This window comes from Tolypothrix sp. PCC 7601, from assembly GCF_025677855.1.
Classification (GTDB): Bacteria; Cyanobacteriota; Cyanobacteriia; order Cyanobacteriales; family Nostocaceae; genus Aulosira; species Aulosira diplosiphon.
Genome location: NZ_CP064879.1, coordinates 1,649,710 through 1,662,574 on the forward strand (window position 1 = coordinate 1,649,710; position 12,865 = coordinate 1,662,574).

The following is a 12,865-nucleotide window of genomic DNA, read 5'->3' on the forward strand; positions in this document are numbered from 1 at the left end:
GTAACAGTTATTTTCATTCCCATTTTCAGTAAGGAGTTAACAAATTTTTAATAAACTCAGTATATCAAACGTAACTCAAGGGGAGGTTAACGGTTTTCTATGATTGCAATCAATATAAATCTATCGGGTTTTTCAGTTTGTTAGTTTGACATTACCTGACTTGGTGAGAAGATATGCAAAAATAAATCAAGTTTTCCAGAAAAAGTCGAAAATTTATCTAAAAATGTTCCCAAGCAATGACTACACAAGAAAAGATTATTTACCTCGATTACCACTCAACTACTCCTGTTGACCCAAGAGTAGCCCAAAAAGTCATGTACTATATGACTACTGCTTTTGGTAATGCTAATAGTGTAGATCATGGATATGGAGATGAAGCAGGCAAAGCAGTTAAACAAGCCCGTCAACAAATAGCAGAATTAATCAACGCCTCACCCAAAGAAATTATCTTTACATCTGGTGCAACAGAAAGTATTAACTTAGCAATTCAAGGACAAATTGCACAACAAAATAGCACTGCCAAAATAATTGTTTCCCCAGTAGAACACAAAGCCGTTTTAGATACCTGCAAAGCATTAGCTAAAAAAGGACTGGCGGAAATTATTTGGTTAAAAGTCAATCAACAAGCGCAGATTGATTTAGAACATCTAGAAAAAGTCTGTGCTGATGGTGCTTCCTTACTTTGTGTGATGGCGGCTAACAATGAAGTAGGGACAATTTACCCCATAGAAAAAATTGGTGCGATCGCATCCTCCCACAATATCCCTTTTTTATGTGATGCTTCCCAAGCAGTCGGGAAAATTCCTCTCAACTTCCATGATTGGGGTATTACTTATCTCGCAATTTCTGGACATAAACTTTATGCACCTAAAGGCGTTGGTGTATTAGTAGTGAGAAACGGCGTTCATCTGCAACCAATGATTTACGGTGGTGGACATCAACACCAAATGCGATCGGGTACGCTGAATGTACCCGGAATAGTTGGGTTAGGGGAAGCTTGTAAATTGAGACAGTTGGAGATGGAAGTAGATGAAACTGCGATCGCACTTTTGCGAGATCATCTGCAAAACTCCCTCCAAGCGCAAGTTCCTGATTTAGCGGTGAATGGAGACTTAAACAACCGCTTATCAGGTAACTTACATATTTCTATACTCAGTATTCCTAATAGTGCCATGATTGCGAGAGTGCGCCATCAGTTAGCCATATCTACAGGTGCGGCTTGTTCATCAGGTGTTGTTGCTTCTTCTCATGTTTTACAAGCAATGAACCTTGCAGAAAATCTCATTGAGGGCGCATTGAGAATTGGTATTGGTAAGTTTACAACCAAAGAAGACATCGAAATAGCATCTTCTATAATCATTGGTGCAATCAATAAGATTCATCAGCTTCTTGAATATATCTAAAAACCTCAAGCTTTTGCGGATTTTTTCTTGGGGAATGATGATAAAGTTGATACATTTTGATTGCTTTTGATATTGATTTTTATTGTTCTTTGTGAACTCAGATCATGGAGTCTCTTGCAGAAGTGCTGTTTGCAAGAGGTGGGTGGGAAAGGGGAAAATACCAAGACCTTTCCCCTTCTCCTGTTACCGACTTCTGCAAGCAGTCCATTTCAGCTAGAGAAGTGCGATCGCCAACTCATCTGCAAATTTTATCCTCGGCGTGTTATAATCGAAAAGATTAAGGGCGCGTGGCTCAGTGGATAGAGCAACAGATTCCGGTTCTGTGGGTCGGGGGTTCAAATCCCTCCGCGCTCGTTTTGTGTCGATTGCCAAATTATTTGTCCGTGTTGACAAATTAATGTCCATATTGCCAAATTACTGTCCGCGTTGACAAATTATATTTGACAGCAATTTTCTGCCGTATATCAAGTATGGCAGAACTCTTCTTTATATGGAGCGACTAATTAGTATTTAATATTTAGAGCAAAAGTCAATCTCTCGAAACAAAGAATCTGTTGCTCTATCCTTTCAACCCACCTAAAAACTTTTTGCTCAGTGCCAACCCTTGAAAATAGTCAACTGCTCACTCTTGTGGCGTTACATATTTGCGGTTTGTATTACCTCTCAACTCAGTAAAGGACTTTCAACCCGCCTCAAGCCGTGAGGGGTATTGAAACACCCAGTAACGCTTCATCTTCTCTCACATACTGTGTCTTTCAACCCGCCTCAAGTCGTGAGGGGTATTGAAACCTTTCAAAGCAGGTGTAGAATTCATCGCAACATGCTGCTTTCAACCCGCCTCAAGTCGTGAGGGGTATTGAAACTTGTCCCTAGAAATGTGTTTGTGATTATAAAAAATCGCTTTCAACCCGCCTCAAGTCGTGAGGGGTATTGAAACTCAGCGCCTCAAATCCTTCACCAGCAAAGACTTCCAGAAGCATTTTTGTCAGATCTGCCAAAATCGCCTGTCTGTTAACACTTAAAAAAGTAAATTAACTGACATCATAAAAGCTACGAGCCTTAATCAATAAGCGATTTGAAGTTTTGGCAGATCTCCAGGGAAATTGACCCCGCTTCGATTCGTCAAAAAAATAATTAAGGTGGGTTCCTCCTTGGTTGGAGGTGATTATGTAGCTACCACTGCGGTAAACCCGCACCTCTTTGCTGGGGGCGCACCTTATTCCTGTCTTTAAGGGACAGCAGCTTCAAGGTTGGTAGAACGACTACAGGGCCAGAAAGCAAGACTGTCTTCCAACAGTCAAACTAACCCACATTTACACAGTACAGAGGCTTTATACAAGCATGAACTGCGGCGCTATTTATTGATATTTATTCTATTTTCAAGGTTCGGTGTTTTGTCAATCAGGTTTTTTGGCGATAATTGTAAGCAGCGATCGCTAATTCTTTCGCTTTCTCCTGTGGACTTACTCTTACTGGTTGTTTTGCCTCCTCAATTACAATTCCAACTTTAGCTGCCTGAGTCTGAATATTAGCAATCAATCTCCCGTAGCTCCATTGATGGACGCTAACTCGGTACTCTTTGGCATATTTTTGTTGGACTTCTATTAAGTCTGATTTCTGTTCGGCTTTGGCTTGAATCTCACTTTGAACTTGTTCTCGCATATCGCCCAACTTAGGGAGGACAATACTGCCAGCTTTATATGTTTGAGCGATCGCTACAATCTCTTTAGCCAGTAATCTGTCAACATACTGTCCTAACTCTGATTCTCCAAGTTGATTTGGTGCAGCCAGTATTTGAGCTATCTGGCGTTGGTGGGATAAGGTATGTTTTTGTTGTCGCTGTCGATTTAGTAGTTTGTAATTATCACCTAGTAGTTGTTTAATACTGCGGTAAGTAAGCACTTTACCTGTAGAGCCATCAACCACTGCTACTGTTGCAAGTTTTTCTAGACCAAGGCTGACACCGACAAGAATATGAGATTGTCCTTTATATAAAAGCTGACTGGGACGAGGGAAGGGGTTATTAATTCTAGCTAATGTGGAGTTTTTTCTTCTGATAAAAGCTAGTTGTTTTTCATTGAGTTCACCTCTGGCTATAGTTCTAGTGATAGCTTTAGCAATTTCTTCTGCTTTTTCTTCTCTAACTTGGTTTGTGCCTTCAGCCGTCCACAAACGAGTATCTACACAACAATAAAGGATTAAACGGTTAACGATCCACTCTTTGCCTTTACCTTCATGTTCTTGCCAACAAATACAACCACTACGGAGTGTAAAAAGGCTACTGGAGTGTTGATTTTTACTATTTTTTTTGATTCTTTGATCTTCAAAAAAGCGTTGAAACCAATGCAAATCACGAAAATCGCAGTAAACTTTAAAGGTATGTTTGCTTAATCCATTGAATTGCACACAGAGCCGTCTTTTATATTTATGAAGAGATTCGTGCAAAAACAAAATACTAGCTAAACAATTTAGCTCAAGCGCTAGATTCCAAAGCTTGATTAGTAAACTAGTGTTATTAATTTCTAAATTATGCAACCATTGTTTTTCAATTTGAAGAACATCACGTAAAAATACAATAGCAATTAAATAATCTATATAAATCCACAACCAGAAAAAACGTAAATTAATCGCTATATTATAAAGGCTAAATTGCCAAAACCAAGTCATGTCTTCGTTACTTTCATAACCTACAGGGAAAGGTAATTTGCTAGATTTTTTTAAAAGGTCGTCTTGCCAAGATTTCGCCTCTAATTCACTTTTAGGAACATTACGAGTGGCAAGCAAAAGAGTTTCTAGCCACTTGGCATCAGTTAAATCTCGACCTTTGGGTATTCTTGCTTCTAGTTGTTCTCTCAGACGTTCAATCTGAATCTCAAGTTTACGGCGGCGTTTAGCAAACTTTTGAGTGTCTTCCTCTTTATCATTGATTTTGCAACCATTTTTGAGCAAATAGCTAATTGCACAACTAGTCAAAATGTCTTTTGTGTCGTGGTAAGCCTCAAACAAAGTTTTAGACATACTGCGATCGCTATCTGAGGCTTTTGACTTTTTAGTCTTTTTACGTTTGTTTTCTGTCGCTGGTTTTGCTTCAACTGTATCGGATTTGAGAGTGAATTGAGCTAGAATTTCAGCAGCTTTACTACGAAGGCTTTCTATAGTCATACCACTGAGTTCTACTAATTCAGTATCGCTTTTAAGCATTTCCCACCAGCGAATTTTGCCTTCTAGTTGGAAGTGCGATCGCTTAATTAATGCAAACCAAGATTTGTAGATGTAATTCACTGTGGCGATCGCACTTGTGTAAAACCGTGCTGGCTGACCGATGAAACGAGGGTCCGTTTTCAAGGGTTGGCACAATTCTTTGACAATACTACTCGGATGTTTGCCTTTTTGTCGCCAAGTTTCAAACTCAGGATTTTGAGCTACTTGAACCAATAGTTCGTTAATCAGTGACGTGTTTTTCTCTGCCATCAGCTTCCATAGCTGTTGGCGGGTAGATTCACTTGCTACTAAACGACACTGAATAGTAATCTGGCTCATACGTTCATCAATAAAACACATGTGTTTAATAATAGCATAAATGTTTAACAAAATGCTGTGCCTAGAATGATTTCATGCAAGAAACGTTTTTTACGAGTAAACAAGCGGCTGAAATCACAGGCTGCACCCTGCGCCAACTCCAGTACTGGCGTGAAAAGGGTGTGGTTGTTCCTGTTATTGGTGAGACGGGAACAGGACGTAGTATTTATTACTCAAAGCCAAATTTGATGGAACTGGCAGCAATGTTATATTTTTTGTCGATGGGACTAAGTTTTGATATTGCCAGTACTACGCTGAAAACTCTCAAATACAAGGAACCGGAGTTATTTGAATCTGGTAAAGGTAGTCGATGGATGCTACTTTGGCAGGGGCATAAGCGATCGCTAAATCTTATAGTGTATGACCGAGAACAAGCGATCGCATCTTTAGATGAAGGTAAACCTGTGATTCCGGTGTGGCTAGACGTGATTTATCAGCAGTTGATAAATAAGTTGGCAGGTTAATCTGACATAATTTTGAGGAACTGCGGTATCAATCTATAAAAATGCACGTTTCTAATGAGTACTAATAATCAAGCTCGAAAGATCCTGCTGTTATCAGCCAATCCTAAAGGCACCAGTCAGCTTCGTCTGGGTGAGGAGATGCGCGAAATTAGAGAGGGATTAAAACGAGCAAAGAAGCGTGATGATTATTCAATAGATACAGCAGAAGCAGTACGCTACAGAGACATACACAGAGCTATTCTGGAATATGAACCACACATAATTCACTTTTCTGGGCATGGTTCTGGAGAAGAAGGTTTGTTATTTGAGGATGAAACGGGTCAAATCAAGTTAGTTGATGCAGAAGCTTTAGCTGGATTATTTCAATTATTCGCTAATCAAATAGAGTGTGTTGTTCTTAATGCTTGCTATTCAAAGTATCAGGCAGAAGAAATAGCCCGACACATTAATTATGTGGTGGGTATGAGTCAAGCAATTGGTGATAAAGCAGCAGTTGAATTTGCTGTGGGTTTTTATGATGCACTGGGAGCAGGTCAAGATTATGAGTTTGCCTATAAACTAGGTTGTAGTGTGATTCGAGTGGCAGGGATACCGCAGAATTTGATACCCCAACTTATTACCAAAAAAAGTTTACTCTCTCAGCTTGCTTCACAGGAATTACCTACAAACTCTGACTCAGAACCAACAACAAATATATATATTGAACGCCCACCGATTGAAGAAAAATGCCATAAAGCTATTTTGCAACCTGGAGCGCTGATTCGGATTAAAGCTCCGCAAAAGATGGGTAAAACCTTGCTATTAGAGAAATTGCTCGACTATGCTAGGCAGCAAGGTTATCAAACAGCGAAATTAGATTTGAAACTAGCTGATAGTTCTGCGATTGCTGACTTGAAGACCTTCTTACAGTGGTTGTGCATCAATGTTTCTGACAGCCTGGAACTGGAGGCTCAGTTGGATGAATACTGGCAAGATAATATGGGGCTGAATACAAGCTGTACTCGTTACTTTCAAAAGTATTTACTATCAGTAATTGATAGTCCTGTTGTTCTTGCCATAGATAATTTTGAGCGGTTGTTTAAATGTGAAAATATTTTCTCCGAATTTTGCTTACTGCTGCGGAGTTGGTATGAAACTGCCAAACAAGGGGACAGGATGGGTAAAATTTGGAAAAAACTGAGGTTAGTGGTAGTTAATTCTACAGAAACTTATCCTACCTTAGATACTAATCGCTCACCTTTTAATGTGGGATTAGCCATTGAGTTACCTGAGTTTCACCAGCAGCAGGTAGAAGAAATGCTAAAGCAATATGAATTAGATGGACAATTAGGAGAACAAGGCTTAAATCAGCTAATGGGATTGCTGGGAGGACATCCTTATTTGCTGCAAGAGACTTTGGGTAATCTTAAAAGTCAAGAAATTACTTTAGAAGAAATTGTCGCACTTGCTCCAACGGAACAAGGAATTTTTAGCTACCACTTGAGAGAACAACTCGAATCTTTACAAGATGCTCCTCTGCTAGAAGCAGCTTATAAAAGAGTAGTAAGTGCAAATGAACCTGTCCAACTTAATCCTGAAATTACGTTCAAGCTGCATAGTTTAGGGTTGGTAAAAATTGTTCGTAATGATTGTGTTTCTAACTGCGATTTATACCGTCAGTATTTTTCAGTGCGATTGAGGTAAGTTATGGGTGATGAATATATCAATGAATATATTTTTTCTGGAAGCTTACCTGAGAATGCTAGTACCTATGTAACACGGGAAGCCGATGAGGAATTATATAATGCGCTTCGCCAAGGGAAGTTCTGTTATGTACTGAATTCCAGACAAAGTGGAAAATCCAGCTTGCGGGTGAGAACAATGAGCCGCTTGAGTGAAGCTGGTGTGGAGTGTGCATCGATTGATTTATCTTCTATCAGTATTCAGAGTGCTACACAAGAAAATTGGTACGCAGATTTGATTGTGAAGCTAATTGATAGCTTTGATTTGAATATAGATTTTCACAAGTGGTGGGAAAAGAATAAATTAAACTCATCTTTGATGAAGTTTGGTAACTTTCTAGAAAAAATATTACTGAGGGAGATTAAAGAAAATATAGTCCTCTTTATTGATGAGATTGATAGTGTTTTAAGTCTGCAATTTTCTACTGATGATTTTTTTGCTTTTATTCGTTCCTGTTACAATCAGCGTGTTGATAACTCTGAATATAATCGCCTTACTTTTTGTTTGTTGGGAGTCGCATCACCTAGCAATTTAATAGAAGATAAACAACGCACTCCGTTTAATATTGGTAAAGGGATCTCTCTCAAAGGTTTCCAACTGCATGAGGTTGAGCAATTACAGCTAGGTTTACAGGGGAAGTTTAGTAACCCTCAAGCGTTGATGGAGGAAATTTTATATTGGACAGGTGGGCAACCGTTTTTGACGCAAAAGTTGTGTCAGTTGATGGTTGAGGAGTCAGAGCAAGAAAACCTTCGCACTGTTGAACAGGTTGTCAAATCACGAATTATTGAAAATTGGGAATCTCAAGACGAACCTGAACATTTGCGAACTATTCAATCCAGAATTTTGAGGGATGAGCAACGGGCTGGATATTTACTGGAATTGTATCAGCAAATTACGTTGAGGCAAGAACAAGCCGAGATTACGGCAGATAATACTTTAGAACAAAGTGAGTTACAACTTTCAGGATTAATTGTTAAGCAACAAAATAAGTTAAGAGTTTACAATCCTATATACAAAGAAGTTTTTGACTTCTATTGGATTGAAACACAATTAAAGAATCTGCGCCCCTACTCAGAAAATTTCAAGTTTTGGCTAGCTTCTAAATCTACTGATGAGTCTAGACTATTACGTGGCAAAGCATTACAGGATGCTGTCGAATGGGCGAAAGACAAAAGTTTGAGTTACCAAGATAGACAGTTTTTAGCAGCTAGTCAAGCGAAGGAACGGGAAGAGGAAATTGCGGCTAAAGAAAAAGATGCTGAGTTAGAAAGAGAGAGAAAAGATAAGGAAGCAGTAGAAAAAAGGAATTTGGTACTGTCTGAGGCTAATAAGCAAGCTTTTCAGCGAATTCGTATTGGAAGCTTTATTTTAATTATTACTTTGTTAGGGGCTATATTTTTAGGACGACAAGCAGTAATCTCAGGGAAAAAGGTTCAGCAAAATCAACAATATTTAATAACTGTTGAAAAATTAGCTGAATTAGCTGGACAGCTTGAAGATGAGGGTTCTGATCAAGAATCCAAAGAATTATTTTCAATGGCTGGTCAATCAGTTAAAATCAAAGACTATAATTTACAAAAAGATATTATTAATACAGGAATAGCTTATGCTTATACGAAACTTAAAAGCAAAAATATGTTAGAAGTTCGGAATTATCTTGACAAAGTCAAAATAAGCAATAATAATAACTCTTTAGAATCTTTACAGATTCGGTTATTAAAATTAAAAATTCAAGGTAATTTATCATATCCATTACAGATAAAGCTATCTAATTATCAAAAGCAAACTGATTCTTTTGAAAACACATCTCAAGAAAATATTAAAGTAGCGATTATTCATTATAGTCAAGCTTTCGAGGTTATTAAGACTATAAAATACAAGAGTATATTAAATAATAAGGAAGTTAGCCCACCATTTAACTCAAACATAGAAAACAAAATTATATCAAAAGAAAATATAGAGGCTTTTTATCGAGAATTCATTACTTTACTTTCAGTAAATAATGAAAATAAAAAATTAAAACAAGAAGTAGAGAAATCTTTACAAGAACACTATTATGATGAACTAGAAAACCTACTGGCAAACCAAAAGTGGCAGGAAGCTAATGAAAAAACAGAAAAGCTTATGGTCTATATAGTCAATCCTGAATTCCAATATTACCCCAGTTATCTCAAGATTGAAGACATCAAGAATTTATCCTGCGAAAACCTTAACAAAATTAACTCGTTATGGTTAAAGTACTCGCATGAAAATTTTGGTTTTAGTGTGCAAAAAAATATATGGTTAGACTTAGGAAATAAATTAAATATTACGGAGAAGGATCAGAATGATGAAAAGGCTAATATAATTTTTGGGGCTGCTGTCGGATGGTATGATAATCAAAAAAAACAGTGGAGAAACTACAATGAATTGATTAGATTATTAGTTGCATTAAATACAAAATTGCCCAAAGGTTCTTTGCCAACTCTAGAAACAAGTGGTCAACGTTTAGCTTGTAAATATTTTCCACTGTGTTCTGGTTATACGGGATTCGATGAGTTTGGGGGAAGTGGATTAAAACAAATATTTTCTCGCGTTGCAGCTTGTAAAATAAAATAAAATTGAGCAAATTTTAAGAAGAAATATATAGTAGTTTCTATGTGTATTGCATATTGAAACCTAAAATCTCATAGATAGAATATAGAATATAGCCTTTTTCCTCAGCCACTCTATACTTAATAGTTCTCTGGAGTTCACTAAAGAGGTTGGTTAATTCTTACGAAATGCGATCAACATGGATTGGCATATATGGGAGCAAATATCTATCGCTACCCAAACAGGTATCTACTTAGAGCAAGTTTCTTTTAAGAAGAATAACACTTTTTTGCTTATTATCTAGCTATATTGAAATGAATGCCATTTAAGAGTCCTCAGTGACGCTTAAATATCGGGTAAGAGTAGAAAGCTCAGTGATGAAACCGGAAGAACAGGCAAGGCAAAAGATTGACCAATTACTCACCGTCGCAGGATGGGTTATCCAAGACTATGAGCAAGTTAACTTGGGTGCAGGGTTGGGAATTGCGGTGCGGGAATATCCCTTGAAATCTGGTTATGCTGATTACCTGCTATTCATCAATCGCAAAGCTGTTGGAGTTCTTGAAGCGAAACCTGCTGGATTTGCTTTAAGCGGTGTTGAAATCCAATCCGACAAATATTCCTTTAACTTGCCCAAAAGTCTCCCTTGTCACCAAAAGCCTTTACCTTTCATCTACGAAAGCACTGGTACAGAAACATTTTTTCGAGACTCCCGTGACCCTAATTATCGCTCTAGGCGGGTGTTTACTTTCCACAGACCGGAAACCCTACAGGAATGGCTAGGCAAGTCTGACACTCTCAGAGGGCTTTTGCAACTGTTACCCACAATTGAAACTGAAGATTTACGGGACTGTCAGCAAGAAGCGATCGCAGGTTTATTTAATTCTCTCAAAGAAAATCGCCCTAGAGCGTTGATTCAGATGGCGACGGGTGTGGGCAAAACCTATACTGCTGTAAGTTTTATCTACTGGCTGATTAAGTTAGCTGGGGCGAAACGGGTTTTGTTTTTGGTGGATCGGAAGAATTTGGGAGAGCAAACCCAGAAGGAGTTTCAGCAGTATGTCACCCCTGATGATGGGCGCAAGTTTACTGAACTCTATAATGTGCAGTTGTTGACTTCCAATACCATCGATCCGGTGAATAAGGTATGTATCACGACAATTCAGCGTCTTTATTCGATGTTGCGGGGTGAAGCTGAATTTGAGGCAGAAAATGAGGAAGCATCACAGTTCGATGGGGAGGAGGAAAACCAGCAACCCAAGGATGTGGTTTATAACCCGAAAATTCCCATTGAAACCTTTGATTTCATTATCACCGATGAATGTCACCGCTCGATTTACAACGTGTGGCGGCAAGTTTTGGAATATTTTGATGCTTTCATTATCGGATTGACGGCAACGCCATCTCTGCAAACCTTTGGCTTTTTTGATCAGAACTTGGTGATGGAGTATTCCCACGAACGGGCGGTAGCTGATGGGGTGAATGTAGGGTATGAGGTTTATCGCATTCGCACCCAGATTACGGAACAGGGTAGCAATATCCAAGCAGGATTTTACATTGATAGACGCGATCGCCAAACTCGTGCGATCCGTTGGCAGCGGTTGGATGAAGATGTCAGCTATGCGGAAAGGGAGTTGGATCGTTCTGTTGTGGCGATGGATCAAATTCGCACGGTGATTCGCACCTTTAAACAGCGATTATTTACCGAGATATTCCCTGGTAGAACTGAAGTTCCTAAAACCCTGATTTTTGCCAAGGATGACTCCCACGCTGAAGATATTGTGCGAATTCTGCGCCTAGAATTTGGCAAGGGGAATGAGTTTTGTAAAAAGATTACCTATCGCACCACTGGGGAGAAGACAGAAGATTTAATCGCCAGTTTCCGCAACTCCTATAATCCCCGCATTGCTGTCACCGTTGATATGATTTCCACGGGGACGGATATCAAACCTCTGGAATGCTTGCTATTTATGCGGGATGTGAAATCGCGGATTTATTTTGAGCAGATGAAAGGACGGGGAACCCGCACAATTAATCCCACAGATTTTCAGGGAGTGACACCGGATGCTCAAGTTAAAGAACAATTCGTGATTGTGGATGCGGTGGGGGTGTGCGAGTCGGATAAAACTGATTCTCGACCTTTGGAGCGCAAACGCAGTGTACCTTTTGATAAATTAGTGCAAGCAGTGGCATTGGATCAGCGAGATGAAGACACGCTGATGTCCTTGGCGGGACGCTTGGCAAAGTTAGAAAAGCAACTGAATCCTGATGAACGCACAGAATTAAAAACTGCTGCTGGGGGCAAGTCTATTCAACAGATTACCAGAGAGTTACTCGATGCCGTCGATCCAGACAAGCAAATTGAACAGGCGATCGCCCAGTTTCAAACCCCAACACCCACGGAAACACAACAGCAGCAAGCGGCAGAGGTATTAATCAACCTTGCTTGTCAACCCTTTGATAATCCCCAGTTTCGGAATTTGCTCAAAGATATTAAAAGTAATAATGAGCAGCTAATTGATACAGTTAGTCAGGATGTAGTTTTAGAAGCGGGATTTGATACCAGCACCAGGGATAAGGCGATGGGGACAGTGGAGACTTTTCGCCAGTGTATTGAGGCGAATAAGGATAAAATTACCGCGCTGCAAATCCTTTATAATCAGCCCTACGGACAGCGACAGTTAACCTACGAGCAGATTAAGCAGTTAGCAAATGCCCTAGAACGTCCACCCTGCAACCTGACAACAGAGAAGTTATGGCAAGCTTATGCCCAGTTGCAAGCGGATAAAGTCAGGGGTGCTGGGGTGCAAAAGCTGTTGACAGATATCATTTCTCTGGTACGCTTTGCGATGGGGGAAACGGAGACGTTAGAACCCTACGCGGTGACAGTTGAGGAGAAGTTTCAGCAGTGGTTAGCAGGAAAAGAGTTTACCTCACAGCAAGTGGCGTGGTTGGAAAAAATTAAGGAGCATATAGCCACCAGTGTGAGGATTGAGCCAGAGGATTTACAGGAAATGCCACAGGAGGCGTTTCAGGGTTATCAGTTGTTTGGGAATGATTTAATGGATATTTTGGATGAGTTGAATGAGGCGTTAGCTGCGTAATGGGCAAGGATTTGTA

7 protein-coding genes and 1 tRNA gene are annotated in these 12,865 nt (G+C 39.4%); 7 read left to right on the forward strand and 1 reads right to left on the reverse strand.

The window, feature by feature from the left end:
* Nucleotides 1-236: 236 nt before the first annotated feature.
* The 3 genes from HG267_RS06840 (at nt 237) to HG267_RS06850 (ending at nt 1,757) form a co-directional block, all read left to right on the forward strand.
* Nucleotides 237-1,403, forward strand: a complete 1,167-nt coding sequence (locus tag HG267_RS06840; RefSeq protein ID WP_045871739.1) for a cysteine desulfurase family protein — start codon at nt 237-239, stop codon at nt 1,401-1,403.
* Nucleotides 1,404-1,507: 104 nt separating this feature from the next.
* Complete coding sequence (locus HG267_RS06845; RefSeq protein ID WP_155539395.1) at nt 1,508-1,684, forward strand: hypothetical protein; 177 nt, start codon at nt 1,508-1,510, stop codon at nt 1,682-1,684.
* Nucleotides 1,685-1,757: transfer RNA gene (locus HG267_RS06850), tRNA-Arg, on the forward strand.
* A gap of 1,047 nt (nt 1,758-2,804) precedes the next feature.
* Here the strand turns inward: HG267_RS06850 and cas12k are convergent.
* Nucleotides 2,805-4,943, reverse strand: coding sequence for a type V CRISPR-associated protein Cas12k (gene cas12k, locus HG267_RS06855; protein ID WP_045871798.1), 2,139 nt, complete (start codon nt 4,941-4,943; stop codon nt 2,805-2,807).
* A 74-nt stretch (nt 4,944-5,017) separates the two neighbouring features.
* Here cas12k and HG267_RS06860 point away from each other — a divergent pair, with 74 nt between their 5' ends.
* The 4 genes from HG267_RS06860 (at nt 5,018) to HG267_RS06875 (ending at nt 12,849) form a co-directional block, all read left to right on the forward strand.
* Nucleotides 5,018-5,446, forward strand: a complete 429-nt coding sequence (locus HG267_RS06860) for a MerR family transcriptional regulator (protein WP_045871740.1) — start codon at nt 5,018-5,020, stop codon at nt 5,444-5,446.
* Between the two features lie 54 nt (nt 5,447-5,500).
* A complete protein-coding gene (locus HG267_RS06865; RefSeq protein ID WP_045871741.1) occupies nt 5,501-7,129 on the forward strand; it encodes an AAA-like domain-containing protein in 1,629 nt (542 codons plus the stop codon).
* Nucleotides 7,130-7,132: 3 nt separating this feature from the next.
* Complete coding sequence (locus HG267_RS06870; protein WP_063749837.1) at nt 7,133-9,769, forward strand: AAA-like domain-containing protein; 2,637 nt, start codon at nt 7,133-7,135, stop codon at nt 9,767-9,769.
* 314 nt (nt 9,770-10,083) lie between these two features.
* Nucleotides 10,084-12,849 (forward strand): type I restriction-modification enzyme R subunit C-terminal domain-containing protein, encoded by a 2,766-nt coding sequence (locus tag HG267_RS06875; protein ID WP_235623078.1) that lies wholly within the window; start codon nt 10,084-10,086, stop codon nt 12,847-12,849.
* Nucleotides 12,850-12,865: the final 16 nt, after the last annotated feature.